This is a genomic window from Pseudomonas sp. LBUM1669, assembly GCF_059695705.1.
Window position 1 is genome coordinate 4852962 of sequence record NZ_CP166784.1, and the last position, 19675, is coordinate 4872636.

18 protein-coding genes are annotated in these 19675 nt (G+C 59.5%); 5 read left to right on the plus strand and 13 right to left on the minus strand.

What is annotated here, in order from left to right; genetic code table 11:
- Positions 1-51: 51 nt before the first annotated feature.
- Both fadD1 and fadD2 read right to left on the minus strand, forming a co-directional pair.
- Positions 52-1752, minus strand: a complete 1701-nt coding sequence (gene fadD1, locus ACA051_RS22540; protein WP_497371984.1) for a long-chain-fatty-acid--CoA ligase FadD1 — start codon at positions 1750-1752, stop codon at positions 52-54.
- Between the two features lie 386 nt (positions 1753-2138).
- Positions 2139-3827, minus strand: coding sequence for a long-chain-fatty-acid--CoA ligase FadD2 (fadD2, locus tag ACA051_RS22545; protein ID WP_497371986.1), 1689 nt, complete (start codon positions 3825-3827; stop codon positions 2139-2141).
- 235 nt (positions 3828-4062) lie between these two features.
- Between fadD2 and ACA051_RS22550 the strand changes: the two genes are divergently transcribed.
- Positions 4063-5007, plus strand: a complete 945-nt coding sequence (locus tag ACA051_RS22550; protein WP_497304823.1) for an alpha/beta hydrolase — start codon at positions 4063-4065, stop codon at positions 5005-5007.
- A gap of 41 nt (positions 5008-5048) precedes the next feature.
- Positions 5049-5519, plus strand: coding sequence for a MaoC family dehydratase (locus ACA051_RS22555; protein WP_497304825.1), 471 nt, complete (start codon positions 5049-5051; stop codon positions 5517-5519).
- 113 nt (positions 5520-5632) lie between these two features.
- Here the strand turns inward: ACA051_RS22555 and ACA051_RS22560 are convergent, their stop codons facing one another.
- The 4 genes from ACA051_RS22560 to ACA051_RS22575 form a co-directional block, all read right to left on the minus strand.
- Positions 5633-6493, minus strand: coding sequence for an efflux RND transporter periplasmic adaptor subunit (locus ACA051_RS22560; RefSeq protein ID WP_497371988.1), 861 nt, complete (start codon positions 6491-6493; stop codon positions 5633-5635).
- 10 nt (positions 6494-6503) lie between these two features.
- Entirely contained in the window at positions 6504-6710 is a 207-nt protein-coding gene (locus ACA051_RS22565; protein ID WP_497295583.1) for a DUF1656 domain-containing protein, read from the minus strand.
- Positions 6697-8685, minus strand: a complete 1989-nt coding sequence (locus tag ACA051_RS22570) for an FUSC family protein (protein ID WP_497371990.1) — start codon at positions 8683-8685, stop codon at positions 6697-6699. Before ACA051_RS22570 ends, ACA051_RS22565 begins: the two co-directional genes overlap by 14 nt.
- A 158-nt stretch (positions 8686-8843) precedes the next feature.
- Complete coding sequence (locus ACA051_RS22575; protein ID WP_497295586.1) at positions 8844-9311, minus strand: ferritin-like domain-containing protein; 468 nt, start codon at positions 9309-9311, stop codon at positions 8844-8846.
- Positions 9312-9515: 204 nt separating this feature from the next.
- Between ACA051_RS22575 and ACA051_RS22580 the strand changes: the two genes are divergently transcribed.
- Positions 9516-9752 carry a DUF3820 family protein gene (locus ACA051_RS22580; protein ID WP_010457368.1) on the plus strand — a complete coding sequence of 79 codons (237 nt, stop codon included), beginning with the start codon at positions 9516-9518 and terminating at the stop codon, positions 9750-9752.
- A 28-nt stretch (positions 9753-9780) separates the two neighbouring features.
- On the plus strand, positions 9781-10962 hold the full coding sequence (locus ACA051_RS22585) for an aminotransferase class V-fold PLP-dependent enzyme (RefSeq protein WP_497371992.1): 1182 nt from the start codon (positions 9781-9783) through the stop codon (positions 10960-10962).
- Between the two features lie 2 nt (positions 10963-10964).
- Here ACA051_RS22585 and ACA051_RS22590 read toward each other — a convergent pair whose 3' ends face one another.
- The 4 genes from ACA051_RS22590 to zwf form a co-directional block, all read right to left on the minus strand.
- Positions 10965-11690 (minus strand): intradiol ring-cleavage dioxygenase, encoded by a 726-nt coding sequence (locus tag ACA051_RS22590; protein WP_497304834.1) that lies wholly within the window; start codon positions 11688-11690, stop codon positions 10965-10967.
- Between the two features lie 265 nt (positions 11691-11955).
- The gene (locus ACA051_RS22595; RefSeq protein WP_497304836.1) at positions 11956-12621 is read right to left on the minus strand and encodes a bifunctional 4-hydroxy-2-oxoglutarate aldolase/2-dehydro-3-deoxy-phosphogluconate aldolase; all 666 of its coding nucleotides are present in this window, start codon (positions 12619-12621) and stop codon (positions 11956-11958) included.
- A gap of 17 nt (positions 12622-12638) precedes the next feature.
- A complete protein-coding gene (gene pgl, locus ACA051_RS22600) occupies positions 12639-13352 on the minus strand; it encodes a 6-phosphogluconolactonase (RefSeq protein WP_497304838.1) in 714 nt (237 codons plus the stop codon).
- Positions 13339-14808, minus strand: a complete 1470-nt coding sequence (gene zwf, locus ACA051_RS22605) for a glucose-6-phosphate dehydrogenase (RefSeq protein ID WP_497371994.1) — start codon at positions 14806-14808, stop codon at positions 13339-13341. Before zwf ends, pgl begins: the two co-directional genes overlap by 14 nt.
- 242 nt (positions 14809-15050) lie before the next feature.
- Here zwf and ACA051_RS22610 point away from each other — a divergent pair, with 242 nt between their 5' ends.
- Complete coding sequence (locus tag ACA051_RS22610) at positions 15051-15911, plus strand: MurR/RpiR family transcriptional regulator (RefSeq protein WP_172825977.1); 861 nt, start codon at positions 15051-15053, stop codon at positions 15909-15911.
- 119 nt (positions 15912-16030) lie between these two features.
- On the opposite strand, the gene ACA051_RS22615 is transcribed toward ACA051_RS22610, so the two are convergent.
- The 3 genes from ACA051_RS22615 to ACA051_RS22625 form a co-directional block, all read right to left on the minus strand.
- Complete coding sequence (locus ACA051_RS22615; RefSeq protein ID WP_497304841.1) at positions 16031-16885, minus strand: D-hexose-6-phosphate mutarotase; 855 nt, start codon at positions 16883-16885, stop codon at positions 16031-16033.
- A 107-nt stretch (positions 16886-16992) separates the two neighbouring features.
- Positions 16993-18339, minus strand: a complete 1347-nt coding sequence (locus tag ACA051_RS22620; RefSeq protein ID WP_497371996.1) for a carbohydrate porin — start codon at positions 18337-18339, stop codon at positions 16993-16995.
- A 173-nt stretch (positions 18340-18512) separates the two neighbouring features.
- Positions 18513-19673, minus strand: coding sequence for an ABC transporter ATP-binding protein (locus tag ACA051_RS22625; protein WP_497304845.1), 1161 nt, complete (start codon positions 19671-19673; stop codon positions 18513-18515).
- Between the last annotated feature and the right edge of the window lie 2 nt (positions 19674-19675).

Below are 19675 nucleotides of genomic sequence, written 5' to 3' on the forward strand. Positions count from 1 at the left end.
GTCCTGATAGCGCTATAAAAAAAGCCCCGCATCTGCGGGGCTTCTTGTTTGTTACGCGCCGACTTTCTTGGCGTTGAGCTTCTTCAGCTCTTCGTCGCGCAATTCGCGGCGCAGGATCTTGCCGACGTTGGTGGTCGGCAGCGCATCGCGGAATTCCACGGAGCGCGGGACTTTGTAGCCGGTCACGTTCGCACGCATGTGCTCCATCACCTGTTCCTTGGTCAACGTCACGCCCGGCTTGGCCACGATGAAGATCTTGATGGCTTCGCCCGACTTCTCGTCCGGCACGCCGATGGCCGCGCATTGCAGCACGCCCGGCAGGGTCGCCAGCACATCTTCCAGTTCGTTCGGGTACACGTTGAAACCGGACACCAGGATCATGTCTTTCTTGCGATCGACAATGCGCATGTAGCCGTCCGGCTGGATCAGCGCGATGTCACCGGTTTTCAACCAGCCTTCGCTGTCGAGCATTTCATCGGTGGCGTCCTGACGCTGCCAGTAGCCCTTCATCACTTGCGGACCTTTCACACACAGTTCGCCGATTTCGCCCAGCGGCTGTTCAACGCCTGCATCGTCGATGATTTTGCACACGGTGGACGGAACCGGAATACCGATGGTGCCGATCTGAATGTGCTGAATCGGGTTCACGGTGGCTACCGGGCTGGTTTCGGTCATGCCGTAACCTTCACAGATGGCGCAACCGGTGACCGCTTTCCAGCGCTCGGCGGCAGCCAGTTGCAGGGCCATGCCGCCGGACAGGGTGACTTTCAGCGCCGAGAAGTCCAGCTTTCGGAACGCTTCGTTGTTGCACAGCGCCACGAACAGGGTGTTGAGGCCGACGAACCCGCTGAACTTCCACTTCGACAGTTCCTTGACCATCGCCGTCAAATCGCGCGGGTTGCTGATCAGGATGTTGTGGTTGCCGATCAGCATCATCGCCATGCAATGAAAGGTGAACGCATAGATGTGGTACAGCGGCAGCGGTGTGATCAGGATCTCGCAGCCTTCGTTGAGGTTGGAACCCATCAGCGCCTTGCACTGCAGCATGTTCGCGACAAGGTTGCGATGGGTCAGCATCGCGCCCTTGGCCACGCCGGTGGTGCCGCCAGTGTATTGCAGGACGGCAACGTCGCTGCTGACCGGGTTGGCTTCCGCCACTGGCTGGCCGTGGCCCTTGCTCAGCACGTCGTTGAACTTGATCGCCTTGGGCAAGTGATACGCCGGGACCATCTTCTTCACGTACTTGATGACGCTGTTGACCAGCAGGCGCTTGAGCGGTGGCAGCAGGTCGGCCACTTCGGTGACGATCACGTGCTTGACGCCGGTTTTCGGCACGACGATTTCCGCCAGATGCGCCATGTTGGCCAGGCAGACCAGCGCTTTGGCACCGGAATCGTTGAATTGATGTTCCATTTCCCGCGCGGTGTACAGCGGGTTGGTGTTGACCACGATCAGCCCGGCGCGAATGGCACCGAATACGGCGACCGGGTACTGCAACACGTTGGGCAGTTGCACGGCGATTCGATCGCCCGGCTGCAAGTCGGTATGCTGTTGCAGGTAAGCGGCAAAGGCACCGGACAATTCGTACAGTTCACCATAGGTGATTGTCTTGCCCAAGTTGCTGAATGCCGGTTTGTCGGCGAAGCGCTGGCAGGAACGTTTCAACACTGCCTGAATATTCGGATACTCGTCTGGATTGATCTCGGCAGCAATCCCGGCAGGGTACTTATCCTTCCAAAAGTCTTCGTTCATGGAAGCCCACTCCTCAGCAACGCGAATTCTGCACCGCATTTGATGCGATTATTATTGGTGTGTGTTTGTCGGTGAATCTTGCGCTTTTATAAGCCCGAGACGTCACAAAGCGCGCCGAGAGTAGCAGCTTTGCCAAGGGTCGACCAGAGCCAAAAGCGGCCTCTATGGTCACAATTGTGACTCATGAATTGCTAGCAGTCATTTTAGAGCAAAAATTCTATAAAAGCCCCGAAAGCCCCTGAAACCGGGGGCTTCAGATCTTTAAAAGCTTCGCGGGCAAGCCTCGCTCCTACGGGTTCGATGGTGTTCACAGTATCGGTGAACGGCACAAAACCTGTAGGAGCGTGGCTTGCCCGCGATCCGCGCGAAGCGCGGCCATTCACCGACTACGCGATATCCCGCAACTCCCGCCGCAGGATCTTGCCCACCGGCGTCATCGGCAACGACTCACGCAACACAATGTGCTTGGGCACTTTGTACGCCGTGAAGTTTTCCTTGCAGTACGCCTTCAGTTCTTCAAGGCTGACCCCCGATTCACGGGCCACCACAAACAGCTTCACCGCCTCCCCCGAACGCTCGTCCGGCACACCGATCACCGCGCAGTTGGCGACTTTCGGGTGAGCCATCACGATGTCTTCGATCTCGTTCGGGTACACGTTGAAACCCGAGACGATGATCATGTCTTTCTTGCGATCGACGATGCGCACAAAACCGTCCGGGTCGATCACCGCGATATCACCGGACTTGAACCAGCCTTCGGCATCCAGCACCTCGGCGGTGGCTTCCGGTTTCTGCCAGTAACCCTTCATGATCTGCGGGCCCTTGATGCACAGTTCGCCACGCTCGCCCAGCGGCTGCTCGACGCCTTCATCGTTGATCACTTTCAGCGTGGTACCCGGCACCGGCAGGCCGACCGTGCCGATCCGCGATTTGTCGCCGTAGGGGTTAGTGCAGGCCACCGGTGAGGTTTCGGTCAGGCCATAGCCCTCGGTGATGCGGCAACCGGTGAGCTGCTCCCAGCGCTCGGCGGTGGCCTTGACCAGCGCAGTGCCGCCGGAGTTGGTGAGTTTGAGGCTGGAGAAATCCAGGGTCTTGAAGTCCGGGTGGTCCATTAGCGCAACGAACAGCGTATTGAGCCCCAACAGCGCCGAGAACCGCCATTTCTTCAGCTCCTTGATGAAGCCGCCGATGTCGCGCGGATTGGTGATCAGCACGTTGTGGTTGCCGGTCACCATCATGCACATACAGTTCGCTGTGAAGGCATAGATGTGGTACAGCGGTAGAGGCGCGATCATCACTTCCTGACCTTCGCGCAGCAACGGCTGACCGTCACTGCCGAACTGCCCGAGGCAGGCCCGCGCCTGTTGCATGTTCGCCACCAGGTTGCCGTGGGTCAGCATCGCGCCCTTGGCCAGGCCGGTGGTGCCGCCGGTGTATTGCAACACCGCGATGTCGTCGAGGCTGACGTTCAGCGGCTTGATACCCAGTCCCCGGCCCAGACGCAGCGCGCTCTTGAAGGAAATCGCCTGCGGCAAGGCATACGCCGGGACCATCTTCTTGACCTTGCTGACCATAGTATTGACCAGCCAGCCCTTGGCGCCGGGCATCATGTCGCCCATTTTCGCTTCGATCAGGTACTGGATATCGGTGTCGGGCAGCACTTCCTGGACCTTGGCCCCGAACATGTTCAGGTACACCAGCGCCCGGGCACCGGAGTCCTTGAACTGATGACGCATCTCCCGCGCGGTGTACAGCGGGTTGGTGTTGACCACAATCAGCCCGGCGCGCAAGGCACCGAACACGGCAATCGGGTAATGCAGGACGTTGGGCATCTGCACCGCAATGCGATCCCCCGGCACCAGATCGGTGTGAGCTTGCAAATAACCGGCGAACGCCAGGCTGTAGCGTTCCAGTTCGGCGTAGGTCAGGGTCACGCCCATGTTGCTGAAGGCGGGGCGATCAGCGAATTTCTTGCAGGAACGCTCGAACACCTCAAGCACCGACTTATAGGCCCCAAGGTCAATATCCAGGGGCACGCCGGCCGGGCGTTTGTCATTCCAGAAATCAGGTTGCATTGTTCTTGTCCTCTTTACCTGAGCCTATCCGGGGCCGCTTTTCTGTCACTTCTGAAAAGCGGGGCTTCACGGACACTAGCAGTTATGGCGAATCAGGCAAATATGCCAATGGGCGTCATTGACCGTGTGAATCTTGCTGCAGCGGCGTGGCCTGATCAGACGGCAAGCGCAGGATGCGCTATACAATGCATCGAAGCTGTTTTCCCACCCGGCAGCCCCATGCAAAGGAATCGCCATGATCCACGACACTTTCTGGCTGACCGCGAGTGACCGCAGCCGCCTCTACGTCAACCAGTGGCTGCCCGATCCGCCTTTGAAAGCCGTGATCCTGCTGGCCCATGGCATGGCCGAACACAGTGGTCGCTACGCCCGCCTGGCGGAAAAACTCTGCGCGCAGGGTTACGGCGTCTACGCGCCGGACCTGCGTGGACATGGCAAAACTGCCGAAAACGGGACACTCGGCCATTTCGCCGATGACGATGGCTGGTGCAAAGTGGTCGGCGACCTGGCCAGCCTCAACCAGCACATCGGCCAGCAACATCCCGGCGTGCCGATCGTGCTACTCGGCCACAGCATGGGCAGCTACATCGCCCAGGCCTACCTGCTGCATCACAGCGCCAGCCTGCACGGTGCGGTGCTCAGCGGTTCGAACTTCCAGCCCATCGCGCTCTATCGCGCGGCACGTCAGATTGCCCGTGTCGAAAAAGCGCGCCAGGGTCCCAAAGGCCGCAGCGCGCTGATCGAGTGGCTGTCGTTTGGCTCGTTCAACAAAAAATTCAAACCGGTACGCACGCGTTTCGACTGGCTCAGCCGCGATCCGGCGGAAGTCGATCTGTACGCCAACGACCCGCTCTGCGGCTTTCGTTGCACCAATCAGCTGTGGATCGATTTGCTCGGTGGGTTGCAGCAAATCAGCAAAGCGTCCAATCTCGCTCAGATTGATCCGGGCCTGCCGTTGCTGGTGATTGGCGGTGAATGTGATCCGGTGAGCGAAGGCAAACGTCTGAAAAGTCTGGTCGATGCGCTGCGCGCGGCCGGGAGCCAGAACCTGCAACTGACTATTTACCCGCAGGCAAGGCACGAACTGTTCAACGAGAGCAACCGCGATGAAGTGATCAATGACGTGTTGAACTGGATCGCCCAGGCGCTGAGCCACCGCCGGCCACCCAGATCGGAATAGTTTTTTTGTGGATTTTTTATTTGTCACAGGAATTGAAACAGATGACCCAGGTTACCAACACCCCTTACGAAGCCCTCGAAGTAGGCCAGACCGCCAGCTACAGCAAGACCGTCGAAGAGCGCGACATTCAGTTGTTCGCCGCGATGTCGGGTGATCACAACCCGGTGCACCTGGACGCCGAATTCGCCGCCGGCACCATGTTCAAGGAGCGCATCGCTCACGGCATGTTCAGCGGTGCGCTGATCAGCGCTGCCGTGGCTTGCGAGTTGCCTGGGCCGGGGACTATTTATATCAGTCAGCAGATGAGCTTTCAGAAGCCGGTGAAGATTGGCGACACCCTGACCGTGCGCCTGGAAATCCTCGAGAAACTGCCGAAATTTCGTGTTCGGATTGCCACACAAGTGTTTAACCAGCGCGATGAATTGGTGGTGGATGGCGAGGCCGAGATTCTTGCACCGCGCAAGCAGCAGACGGTAACGCTGCCGAAGCTGCCGGCGATCAGCATCGGCTAAGGTGTTGTCTGCACCATTCGCGAGCAAGCCCGCTCCCACATTTGACCGTGTCCAACATGGGAATGCGGTCAAATGTGGGAGCGGGCTTGCTCGCGAAGGGCGACACCTCGGTATCACTGCCCTTCCTGCACCTGCACACTCGCCGTCATCCCCGAACTCAGATTCATTCCCTCCGGCAATTTATCAATCTTGATCCGCACCGGAATCCGCTGCGCCAGCCTCACCCAGTTGAACGTCGGCTCTACCTCCGCCAGCAACTGCCCGTCCGGGGTGGTATTGCGATCGGTAATCCCGCGGCTGATGCTTTCCACATGCCCGTCCAGCGCTTCGCCCGCGCTCATCAACCAGACCTTCACCGGATCGCCAACCCGAATCCGCGACAACTTGGTTTCCTCGAAATACGCCTGTACATAGAAGGTCGAATCATCGATCAACGCCATCACCGGTTGCCCGGCATTCACGTAATTGCCTTGGGCCAGGCGCAGGTTAGTGATGTGACCGTTGCGAGGCGCATGGACCTGGCTGCGCGCCAGATTGAGTTCCGCGACCTTGGCTTCCGCCTGAGCTTCACGCAATTCACCACGGGCGATGCCGGCGTTGATTTGCGCGTTCTCACGCAGCTCGGCACTGATGGCTTGCGGCCCGAGGCTGGCACGGCGACTGGCTTCGCGTTCGCGCAGATTGAGCTGTTGCTGGCGGGTCTGCACCACCGCCTGGGCCTTCTCCAGCGCCGCTTCGAAACGATCACGATCGATGCTCAGCAACAGATCGCCCGCCTTGACCCGCTGGTTATCGAACGCCTTGAGCTCACGCACCCACCCCGAGACGTCCGGGGCGATGACCACCACGTCGGCGCGGATCCGCGCATCCCGGGTCCAGGGCGTGAGCATGTAGTACTGCCACAAATGAAAGCCGGCAAAGATCGCCACCGCCACCAGGCACAGGGTTACCGCGACACGTACTGGAGTACGCATTTTCAACTCCTTATAAAGGTCCGAGGACGACGGTGATCACGGTCAATACACAAACGTACAAGGCGCAATCAAACAATGCTTCGTGCCAGATCCAGCGGCCGACCGGTGTCAGGCGCAAGAGCATGCGCAAGGCTGCGGTGACCAGCAGTGCCAGCAGCACATAAATCAGAAACGGACTGAGCAGCACACCGCCCACCGACCACTCACGCAAACCCATGGCTTTGCTCCTGTTGACGGCACCAGGCGCGCCAACTGCTTTGCAATTGCAGCACGGCGCCCTGAGCCAGTTTCACCGCGTCGCTGGGTGGCAACGCGTACAAGGTCTTCAAGAAGGCTTCGCTGGGTTGTTCCAGCGCATCGGCGTGGTTGCCCGCTGGGCCCTGCTCGAGGACTTTCTCCAGCTGCTCGAGATAACGCCGCTGAGGTGCGCTGACCGGCGCCTGCGCCACCGCCAGGCTCAACCGCAGATGCAACAATTCATCGCCGATATCGAGGCCGAGCAAGCCGTCATCCCAGCGACTGCGCGCCGGCTCCGGCAACTCGGGATAGTGCCGCGCCAGTTGCAGCAAGCGGTCGGCCATGCGTCCGCCAAACCAGCTTTCGGCACCCCGCAGGTTACGTCGGGTCAACCGCACCAGATCGTCGAGCGTCGCTGCCAGCAAGCGGCGGCCATGCCACGTCGGGTTACGCAGAATCAGTAAATGAAACGCCAGCACCGCCGCGCCGACACCGACCACCATCGCCTGGGCGCTGTTGAAGAACGTGGCGACGTCGAATTTCATCGCGTTCAGCGGCGACACCAGCACGATGAAATGCAGACAGAACGAAGTGGCCGTGGCGCCGATCTGTGGCTTGGCCATGCCCAGCGCACCGAAAAACAACGGCACGCCCATACCCATGCAGAGCAAGGCAAATCCGCTCCATTGCGGCAGCAGAATCTGCCCGACGAAAAACGCCGTCGGAATCGCCAGGAAAATGCCCCGCATGAAACTCATACCGATCTGCGCGCCGTTCTCGCGACTGGCAAACAGGCTGCACACCACGCACGTCAGCAACAAGGCGCCCGACGCGGCGGGCCAGGCCGTCGCCAGCCAGAAGCACGACACCACCAGAAACGCCAAGGCACTGCGCGCGCCGAACACCAGCGCCAATGACAGGTCGCGGTGCGGCGCCAGGGTGCGTGGCGGATCGACCGTTTCGCGCCCCTCCTCCACCGCTTTCATCGCCGCAGTGGCCGCCATCGCGGTATCGAGCAGCAAGGTGAAACGGGCCAGGCAGTAACTCTGCGCGCAGCTGATGTGCGGGTCATGGGAGGCATCGAGCAACCTCGGCCGCAACGCTTGCAGGGTCGCCGTATCGTCGCCGCTGAGCGCAACCTGAACTTCGGTCATCCACGGCAACAGTTGCTCGGCTTCTTGTGGTTCTAGCTGCTTCCACTGACGGCGCACCGAACGGGCGATGCGTAGCAGCATCAAGAGCTTCTGGCTCAAGCCGCTGATGGCTCGTGCGCGTTGCCGACCCAGGCCACCTTCAAACCAGGCATGTTCGCGCTGGGCATCGACCGCGACGATCCGCCCGAGGATTTCCAGCAAACCTTTACGTGCCTGGGCATCGCCGGCCAGCGTTGCTCGCGCAGCAATCATCCCGCTGTTGCAGGCGGATCGCGCCTGATCCGCCAGTTGTCGTTCGACGCGCATCGGCCACAGCAACGCGCTGGCCGCCGTGGCGCACAGGATGCCCAGACAGATTTCCGTGCAGCGCGCCACGGCTTGGTCGAACACCGTCAGCGGATGGGTAATGGCCGGTAACGCGATGATCGCCACCGTGTAACCGGCCAGCACAAATGAATAGGACCAGGCACTGCGCAGCAATGTCGAACTCGCCGTACACAGGCCTAGCCACAACGCCAATGCCAATAAAAACAGCCAAGGCGTTTGGGCGAACAACCCCATGAACACCACCGACATGATCGTTCCGACCAATGTGCCCAGCAGCCGCGCCAGCCCCTTCTGCACCACCATTCCAGACAATGGCTGAGCGACGATGAACGCCGTCATCAGTGCCCAGGCGGGTTGCTCAAGACCCCAGCGCAATGCCAGCCACAGGGCCAGGCCACCACCGATCAAGGTTTTGATTGCGAACTGTAGAGCGCGACGGTCAGGCGCAAACAAAGCCTGCAAAGTGATAGGCACGTAGAAGACTCTTGAAAGGACGTTTTTAACGATAGTCGGGTTCACTGAAGTCACTTGAAAAACAAATTATTAGCGAGCTATCTATCTCCCGTCCAGCGTTAAATCCCAGACACAAAAAAACGCCAGACTGGCTGGCGTTTTTGACAGGCTACGAGCGCTTAAGAGCGAGCGCGAGCCTGGTTACGCAGGGCTTTTACCTGGTCGTGATTGCGTTGCACGCCGTGGTACTGACGTTCAACCAGGTCACGAATGCCCACCAGGTTGTGCTTGTTGATTTTTTCGATGGCTTCTTTGTAAGCCTTCAGCGCATGGTCTTCACCGCGTTCAGCTTCGTTCAGCACGGCTTCTTCATCCTTGCCGGTGAACATCGCTTTAACGTCGACCCAACGACGGTGCAGGTCACCGCTGACACTGGTGGACGTTTCCGGATCACCACCCATCGAACGCACGGCGCTCTGAAGTTCGGCCGCAGCGGTGGCGCAGTCGGCGGAGCGTTGCACGAACAGGGTTTTGAGTTCAGGGTGTTTGATGTCTTCAGCGCAAGTCTTGAACCCTTCCTGACCGTCTTTGCTGGTTTCAATCAGGTCGTTGAGTACAGAGATCGCTTCTTTATTCATGTCGGTCATTTTTCAATTCCTTGCGGGTTGATGAAAGATGCAATAGCTGTTGCACCCGGCATGCCAGCTTCGAACTGATAATTTATCCGTTATATTTCAATCACTTATCTTAAACAAAGAAATCTGTATCCGCTTTTTTTGCATGAACTGTCAATTGGCCTGCATGCAGAATGCCTGTATTTTTCCAGCCTGATGAATCAAGACGACCGATTGATGAACCCTGAAAAGCTCGAACTGTTGATCACCCGTGAAATGCCCTTCGGCAAATACAAAGGTCGAATCATTGCCGACTTGCCTGGCCAATACCTGAACTGGTTCGCCCGGGAAGGTTTCCCGCATGGCGAACTGGGCGGATTGCTGGCCCTGATGCAGGAGATCGACCACAACGGTCTGTCGGACCTGCTCGAACCGCTGCGCGCCAAACACGGCAAACCTGCCCCGCGCCACTGACATTGCAATCAAAAAAGCCGAGTAGCTCATGCCCGAGAACACCCGTCGCGCCCGTGATGAACATTTCTGGAAGACCTTTGCCGACCGCTACTCTGTCGAACCCGGGCCCATCAACCTGGAAAACGGGTACTTCGGGCGTATGTCGCGCACCGTGGTCGAGGAGTACCAGCGCAACATCGAGCTGATCAACCGCAGCAACTCGGTGTATGTGCGCCAGCGTTTCGAACAGATCGATAGTGTTGAGATCCGGGCGCAGCTCGCCAGCCTGATCGACGTTCCAGTCGAAACCGTGGCCCTCAGCCGCAACGCTTCGGACGGCCTGCAGTCGCTGATCCGCAATTACAATCGCCTTCAACCGGGCGATCAGGTGCTGATTTGCGATCTGGAGTACGACACGGTCAAAGGCGCGATGCGTTGGCTGGCGCGGCATCACGGCGTCGAAGTGATCGAAATCGACCACGCGCATCCCGCAACTTTCGACAGCTTGCTGGCCACTTATCGTGACGCCTTCGCGCGTTATCCAAAGCTCAAATTGATGGCTCTGACCCATGTCACCCATCGCACTGGATTGGTCATGCCCGTGCAGGCCATTGTTGCCGCCGCCAAAGAACACGGCATCGACGTGATTCTCGATGGCGCGCATGCCCTCGGCCAGATTGAGTTCAACCTGGATGAGCTGGGTGTTTCTTTCGCCGGTTTCAATCTGCACAAATGGATCGGCGCGCCCCTGACGCTGGGTTTTATCTACATTGCCCCAGAGCGCTTGGCCGACATCGACCCGGACATGGGCGAGATGCATTTCCCGGTCACCGATATTCGCGCCCGCACGCCCTACAGCACGCCGAACATCCCGGCCTTGCTGACGCTGCCCCTGGTGTTCGAGGAGCATCTCGCTATGGGCGGCGCCGCTGCCAAGAGCACAAGGCTCAACTACCTGCGCAACCGTTGGGTCAACGCAGTTCGCGAGCTACCGGAGATCGAGGTCATGACACCCGATGACCCGCGACTGTATTGCGGCATTACCTCGATGCGCTTTACCCGGCATACCGATCAACAGGCAATGGCCGAGCGGCTGCTCAGCGACTACAACCTGTTCACCGTGGTCCGCAGCGGCGCGGCGAGCGGGCCATGCATTCGCATTACACCGGGGCTCACAACCACCGCTGCCGACATGGATCTGCTGGCCCGTGCGCTGAGCGAGTTGCGCTGACGTCATACCGTGTATTTGTCGAAGTCCTCCGGTTTGATTTGCGTCGAAGCGGCGAACGTGTCGATACCGATGGTCGTATGCCCGAAAAAGCCATCCTCGTTCGAGTCTCGACCGAGGGTGTGGACTGTCAATGTCGAGGCCTCGCCGCCCTGATCCCGGTAATACGTGTCTTCATTGTTGCTCAGCGGCGAGACCGATCGGCCGCTGTACTCCCGGACGTTGAGCACCGAACGCGAGGCGGGTTCGGGAAAGTAGAGCTGACCGACCCAGGCAACATGCCGCTCCTCGAGAAAATTGTTGCCGGACGTGATGCGCACGGCGACATGGATGTGCAAGGTGCGGCCGGCATAGAACCCCGGGTAGATGGTGGTAAACCGAACCACGCCCTTTTTGTCGGTGAATTGCCCGCCACGCAGGTAGGTGTCGTCGTCAGTGCGCGGAACCGAGCCGATGTCACCGACATCGACTTCCTGGTCCGGGTTGACCTTGCTCCAGCCCGAATACGCACCACGGGCATTGCAATGCCAGATATCGACCAAGGCCCCGGTCACCGGCTCCCCCGTCATGGCATCGACAATCGCCAGTCGCAGCACCAGGGGAATGCCATCGGCGCTTTCGCTGATGTTGCGCCGGATCAGTTTCGGATTGCGGAAATACGGGCCGGCAATTTGCTCGGGAGACAGCAGGTGAATCGGGGGTGGGGGTGCAACGGAGTTGTTGTCGTCCATGACGTTCTCTCTTCCATAAGATGAACGCAGGTTAACGCTGGATGGGCGGCGAGAGGCGGTAACTATGTATCGCTTGATGTCCCTTATGTGCGAGGCTTGCCCGCGAAGGCGCCAGACCAGTCACTTCAATGCTGACTGTACTGACGCCTTCGCGGGCAAGCCTCGCTCCTACAAGTGGTATTTCATCAGGCAAAAAAAAACGGTGCACCGACCAAGCGCACCGTAAAGCCGTAGAACACACAACGAAGTGTTTGGTAAAAGCCGATCAGTCCAGCAGCGCCAATGCCTCGGCGGTGCATTCCTGAATGCGGGCCCAGTCGCCGTTCTTGATCCACTCCGGATCAAGCATCCAGCTACCGCCCACGCACATCACGTTTTTCAACGCCATGTAGCTCTTGATATTGGCCGGGCTGACGCCGCCAGTCGGGCAAAATTTCACTTCACCGAACGGGCCGCCGAGGGCCTTGATGGCCGCGACGCCACCGCTGACTTCCGCCGGGAACAGCTTGAAGCGGCGATAACCCAGGCCATAGCCTTCCATGATGCCGGACGCGTTGCTGATGCCTGGCAACAGCGGGATCGGGCTGTCGACGCTGGCTTCGAGCAGGTCACGGGTGATGCCCGGCGTGACGATGAACTGCGAACCCGCCGCTTCGGCAGCGGCAAGCATCGTGCGATCCAGCACAGTACCCGCACCGGTCACCAACTCCGGACGCTGCTCACGCAGAATCTGGATGGCCTTGAGGCCGAACTGCGAACGAAGCGTCACTTCCAGGGCAGTCAGGCCACCGGCAGCCAGGGCGTCGGCAAGCGGCAGGATATCCTGCTCGCGAGCGATCGTGATCACCGGCAGGATCCGCGCCTTGGCGCAGAGGCTGTCGATCAGGGCAACTTTGTCCGCCATGGAAACGGTCGGGGATGGGGTTGTCATAGCGGCTGTTCCTTGGCTCATGGGCACCAGTAGATCTCTAACGTAGGTTGCAGAAACGCGCGAATCGGCATGGCGGCGACATCGTCACCGGCCAATGCGGCACTCAGAGTGGTCAGCTTGGACTGACCGGAAATCGATAAAACGGTGGTCTTGGCCGAGGCCAGCAGCGCGCGGCTCATGGTCAGGCGCTGATGCGGCACGGTCGGCGCCAGCATCGGATAGCACCGACGGGTGCCGTCGGCTTTCAAGGCATCGATCAGGTTCGGGCTGTTGGGGAACAGCGAAGCGGTGTGACCGTCATCGCCCATGCCGAGGATCAGCACGTCGATCGGCGGCAACTCGGCGAGCAAACGGTCGGCCTGCTCGGCGGCCAGTTCAAGGTTCGCGGTGGCGCTGTACAGGCTCAGAAACTGAGCCTTGGCCGCCGGGCCTTGCAACAGATAACGCTTGAGCAGACCGGCATTGCTGTCGGCATGCTCGACCGGCACCCAGCGCTCGTCGGCCAGGGTGACGACCACCTTGGACCAGTCCAGTTTCTGCTTGGCCAGGTTCTGGAAGAACGCCACCGGGCTGCGGCCACCGGACACCACCAGCGTCGCGGTGCCGCGAGCGTCGATGGCGTCACTCAGTTGCTTGGCTACATTCAGCGCCAGACCATCGGCCAGCAGCACCGGGCTCTTGAACTCATGGGCGCTGACGCCCTGAGGCAGTTTCAATTCAGATATCGCCATACCACGACCTCCCATCCCGCGTGATCAGAGCAATGGAGCTCATCGGTCCCCAGGACCCAGCCGCATACGGCTTGGGCGCATCACCGGATTTTTTCCACCCGGCGATCAACTGGTCACACCACTTCCACGCGGCTTCGATTTCATCTTTACGGACAAACAGGTTCTGATTGCCGCGCATCACTTCCAGCAACAACCGCTCGTAGGCATCGGGAATCCGTGCGCTGCGATAGGTGTCGGAAAAATTCAGCTGCAACGGACCGCTGCGCAGCTGCATGCCCTTGTCCAGGCCTTGTTCTTTGGTCATCACACGCAAGGAAATGCCTTCGTCCGGCTGCAAGCGGATGATCAGCTTGTTGCTGATTTGCAGGCGCTGCTCGGGGGCGAAAATATAGTGCGACGGTTCCTTGAAGTGGATGACGATCTGCGACAGCTTTTGCGGCATACGCTTGCCGGTACGCAAGTAGAACGGCACGCCGGCCCAGCGCCAGTTGCGGATATCCGCACGCAGGGCGACGAAGGTTTCGGTGTCGCTCTGGGTATTGGAGTTGGGCTCTTCCAGGTAACCGGGGACCGATTTACCTTCGCTGTACCCGGCGATGTACTGGCCGCGCACCACCTGCGTGGTCAGGCCTTCCGGGCTGATCGGCGCCAGGGCCTTGAGCACTTTGACTTTCTCGTCACGGATGCTGTCGGCGGACAGGTCGGCCGGCGGGTCCATGGCGATCAGGCAAAGCAGTTGCAGCAGGTGATTCTGGATCATGTCCCGCAGCTGACCGGCCTTGTCGAAATAACCCCAGCGGCCTTCGATCCCGACCTTCTCGGCCACGGTGATTTCCACGTGGGAGATGTAATTCTGGTTCCACTGGGTTTCGAACAGGCTGTTGGCGAAACGCAGGGCGATCAGGTTCTGGACGGTCTCTTTGCCCAGGTAGTGGTCGATGCGGTAGGTGCGGTTCTCCGGGAAGAACTGCGCCACGGCATCGTTGACCTTGCGCGAGGATTCCAGGTCCGAACCGATGGGTTTTTCCAGCACGACGCGGGTGTTTTCGGTCAGACCGACCTTCGACAGGTTCTCGCAGATCGCGCCGTAAACGGCGGCCGGCGTGGCGAAGTAGGCAATCACACGCTGGGCGCTGCCGGCCATTTCGGCCAGGGCGACGTAATCGTCGGCCTTGAGGAAGTCGACATGCAGGTAGCTCAAACGGGCCAGGAAGCGTTCGACCACAGCTTCGTCCAGCTCTTTGGCACCTACATAACGGCGCAGTTCGGAGGCGATGAACGCCAAGTGTTCCTGCTCGCTGCCAGGCTCACGGGCCAGCGCGATAATCCGCGTATTCTCATGCAGCAGGCCTGCGCCATCGAGTTGATAAAGGGCAGGAAACAGTTTGCGCAGGGCCAGGTCGCCGAGGGCGCCGAACAAGGCAAAGGTGCACGGTTCAACCGTAATCGAAGGCATGATGTTTGTTCTTTTATCAAGTTAAGCTACAAATACCTTTTTTCAAGGCATCACTCAAGGGAAAATGTAGTAATAACCACAACATTTTCGCAAAATACAGATTCCGAGTGGTGGTCGGTCGGAGCCATCAGTAGGATAGGCCACCGTTTGGGGCCGTATCAAAGTCCCAATTTGCATAGCAGCACGCTTGCTTGCATCGCAGAGCACTCTTGTAGGCGAACCTAGGAAACCATATGGACCGCGTGCGAAATTTACTGGAACAAATCCAGAATCGCCTTGAAGACCTGAACAAGGCAGAACGCAAAGTCGCCGAAGTGATCCTGCTCAACCCAGAGCAGGCCACCCGGTTCAGCATCGCCGCCCTCGCCCAGGCCTCTAAAGTCAGCGAGCCGACGGTCAACCGTTTCTGCCGTTCGTTTGGCGTCAGTGGCTACCCGGAGCTCAAGCTTCAACTGGCCCAGAGCCTGGCCAGCGGCGCGGCGTATGTCAGCCGTGCGGTCGAGGCTGATGACAATCCGGAGGCGTATACCAAGAAGATTTTCGGCAGCGCCATCGCATCGCTGGACAGTGCCTTGCAGGCGCTGGACCCGAACCTTATCAGCCGCGCCGTCGACCTGTTGATCCAGGCCCGGCAGATCCATTTCTTTGGCCTCGGCGCCTCGGCTCCGGTAGCCCTGGATGCGCAGCACAAATTCTTCCGCTTCAACCTGGCGGTCACCGCCCACGCCGACGTGCTGATGCAGCGCATGATTGCGTCGGTGGCGCATACCGGCGAATTGTTCGTGATCATTTCCTACACCGGCCGCACCCGCGAATTGGTGGAAGTGGCGCGTATTGCCCGGGAGAACGGGGCTTCGGTGCTGGGGCTGACGGCCGAGGGTTCGCCATTGGCCAAGGCCAGCACCTTGAGCCTGAACATTCCGCTGCCGGAAGACACCGACATCTATATGCCGATGACGTCGCGGATCATCCAGCTGACCGTGCTGGATGTGCTAGCCACCGGCATGACCTTGCGCCGGGGCGTGGATTTCCAGCCGCATTTGCGCAAGATCAAAGAGAGCCTGAACGCGAGTCGGTATCCGGTGGGCGACGAGTTCAATTAACCCGACACTTTCGCTGACTGGCACTGCGTCTTCGCGAACAAGCCCGCTCCCGCACATGAAATGCATTCCTCTGTGGGAGCGGGCTTGCTCGCGAAGGCGTCAGCCGCAACACCGAAAAATCATGCTCCAACCCGCGCCTGCAAACTCAAATGCGCCTTCTGCCCCGGCGCCAAACTCACGCTATCAGTCCCGCCACTCGCCGCTTCCACGCACACAAACCCGGAAATCTCGTTCCAGCTGACACCCAATAGTGGGCGCGTCCCTGGATGCCAGACCACCGTGTCCGCATGGTCACCGGTGTCGATGCACAACTCGCGCTGCCAGGCATGGTCCTTGAGCTGCAATTCACCGTCATGCTGGAACACCCGCTGACACCCGCCTTCGACTCTCAACTCGCCTTCCTGCTGGCAAACCTGGCGGTTCAACTGGTCGTAACCGTGGGCGCCATCGAGCCCGGACAGCGCTATCTCGCCCACATCACCAATACGCCAATACGCATGCAACGCCTGGCTCAATTGGCACGGCAGGCTGTCCTGATGCTCGGTGCTCAGGCGTAATTCCATGCGTTCGCCCAAGTGGGCGTGCAGGTCCACTTGCCAGTCGCAGAGCTGAAGTTGCCAATGCAGCCGCACGCCCTCGTCGTCATGGCTGCTGTCGAGCAGCTTCCAATCGATCAACCGTGCCCAGCCATGGGAAGGCCAGGCGTTTTCGCTCGGATGACGGCCGTACCACGGCCAGCACACCGGCACGCCGCCACGAATCGCACCGACCTGCGGCCATTTCGCCGCGCACCAGAGCCAGGGTTTCTGGCCCTTTGGCTGGAAATGCAGCAACTGCGCGCCCTGCCGGCTGAACACCGCCTGACACAGCGGATGGTCGATCACCAGCACGTCGCGCTTCTGATAGCGCTCCCAAGCAAACACCGGACGTTCGCGCAAGGATTTGAAGAAGCGTTGTAGCGGATGCTCATGCATGTGCCACTGTCCTGAAAATCACCCGGGGTGCGCCGCCCCAAAAAAAAGCGGACAGCCTGGGCTGTCCGCAAAAATGCGCACATAGAGAGGAGCTTATCGCAACAGCGTTAGAACACCGACTGAATTTTCAGGCCGGCCACCAGCGCGTTGTCGACTTCATCCACACCGCCCGGGTGAGTGATGTATTGCAGGTTGGGACGCACGGTCAGCCAGTTGGTAACGTGGAAGCCGTAGTTGATCTCGTAGTTGTACTCAGTGTTACGCAGCGGCGCGAACAGCGGGTCCTGATAGTCCGTGACGTTGTTGGAGGCGTTGACCAACTCTGAGTTTTTCTTCACGTCATCGTTGACATGGATACGGGCGGCACCAATACCGAAGTCATCCTTCGGACGTGCATCGAACGGGCCCTTGTACACCAGCATCAGCGACTGGTAGTTGTCGACGACGTTGGTGTCCTTGTCGTGGAACGTGGCATTGGCTGCGATGTTCAGACCGCGAGACGCGTCACCGTTGTGGGTGGTGAGTTGTTGTTGCGCCACGAACCAGTAGCCGGATTTGCTGCTGTGGCTGCGATAGGCGTTGCCGCTGGTTGCGGCGTCATTACCGTTGTCGTCTTCACGAACGTCATCGGCCTTGGCTGTGCTTTTGTAGTAACCGACACGGTATTCGCCCGGCAGGTTGCCAGGGTTCGGCAACCAGACCAGTTCGACTGGCAACACGGTGCCCTTGGTACCACTGCCGCTGAGCTTGAAGCCGTTACCGTGCTCCAGTTGCGACGGGTTCTGGTTGTACGCGCCGATCTGCGCATAGAACTCAGGCGAGATGTTGTACTTCACGCGAACCGCAGCCTGCATGACCGGCCAGTTGTACCAGATGTTGGTCGCCCAGTTACCGACCTGGGAACCGCAGAACGCCAGGTTCTGGAACTCGCAAGGGAAGGTGTTGAAGTCTTCGCCTTCGCCGAAGTAACCGGCCTTGACGTCCAGTTTGCCATCGAGGAACTGGTGCTTGATCCACAGTTGGGTCAGACGGACCATGTGGCCACGGCCGTAGACTTCCTGGGAGGAACTCAAGGTGCCGGCACGCGGATCGCCGACACGGTCATTGGAGATGTTCTCACCGTTACGGTTGGTGAACTGGATCTTGGCCTGGGTGTTATCCCAGCCCCACAGCTTTTGCAGGTCCAGCGCCACGCCCAGGCCAAACTGGTCGGCGTAACGCGCTGTCTTGTCGTTGTTGTATCCGCCGTGAAGGTTCCCGCCGACTTCACCGACGTAGTCCATCTTGATGTCGATACCCTGCTCGATCAGCTTGGTCCGCTCGCCACCCCAATCACCGGTCATCCATTCGGAATCGGCGCTGAACGCGTCAGCCGCGTGCACACTACCGGCCAGCATCATGGCCGCAACCGCGGACAACTGGCAGATAAGCTGAGCGTTGTTGTTCTTCTTCATCCCTACATCCTCGTTTTATTGTTATTAACTGTTTTTATTTAACGCGGTTACATCAGGTGCGATGCGCGACAGGCCGCTCACCGCATATCCCCCCTGTAGGAGCCAGGTTTGCCGGCGAAGGCGTCCCTGAAATCGCCTTCGCCGGCAAGCCTGGCTCCTACAGTTTTTGATCTTCAGCGGCCTTTGAATTGGGCGACGTTCGCGCTGTGGCTCTCGGCTTTTGGTTGACCGGCCACCCCCAGGCGCTCACCGGTCTTGGCATCGAACAACAGCACTTTCGATGGATCGAATTGCAAGGTCAGGGTCTCGCCCACGTTCGGCGCGACGTCCGGCGCCAGGCGGCAGCAGACTTTGGTGTCGTTGAGATTGACGAACACCAGGGTGTCGGGACCGGTCGGTTCGGTGACCTGGACTTCGGCGCGAATGGTCGGCAAACCGTTCGGCTCGTTGCCCGCCAGAACGATCTGTTCCGGGCGCAGGCCGAGGATCACTTCGCGGTCTTCCAGACCAGCGTCCTGCATGCCCATCGGCAATTCGCAACGCGCCTGGCCGCTGTCGAGCAGCGCCACCAGACGACCTTCCTTGCGCTGCAAACGCAGGGGGATGAAGTTCATCGGCGGCGAACCGATGAAGCTCGCCACGAACAGGTTGGCCGGGTTGTTGTAGATATCTTTCGGCGTGCCGAACTGCTGGATGATCCCGTCCTTCATCACCGCCACTTTGTCGCCCAGGGTCATTGCTTCGATCTGGTCGTGGGTCACGTAGACCGTGGTGGTTTTCAGGCGCTGGTGCATCAGTTTCATTTCGGTGCGCATCTCGACGCGCAGCTTGGCGTCGAGGTTGGACAGCGGCTCGTCGAACAGGTAAATCTTCGGCCGACGCGCCAGGGCACGGCCCATGGCGACACGCTGTTGCTGACCACCGGAGAGCTGACCGGGCTTGCGGTTGAGCAGGTGTTCGATCTGCAGCAGCTTGGACACCCGCGCCACTTCCGCTTCGATGTCGGCGGCGGGCATTTTGCGAATCTTCAAGCCGAACGCGATGTTCTCGCGCACGCTCATGGTCGGGTACAGCGCGTAGGACTGGAACACCATGGCGATGTCGCGATCTTTCGGGCTCATGCCGCTGACGTCCTGGTCATCGATCATGATTGCGCCGCCAGTGATGGTTTCCAGGCCGGCGATGCAATTCATCAGGGTCGACTTGCCGCAACCCGAAGGTCCGACCAGGATCAGGAACTCACCGTCCTTGATCGACAGTTCGATGTTCTTGAGGGTGTCCGGCAGGCCGGGACCGTAAGTCTTGTTTACATTGCGAAGTTCGAGCGTAGCCATGA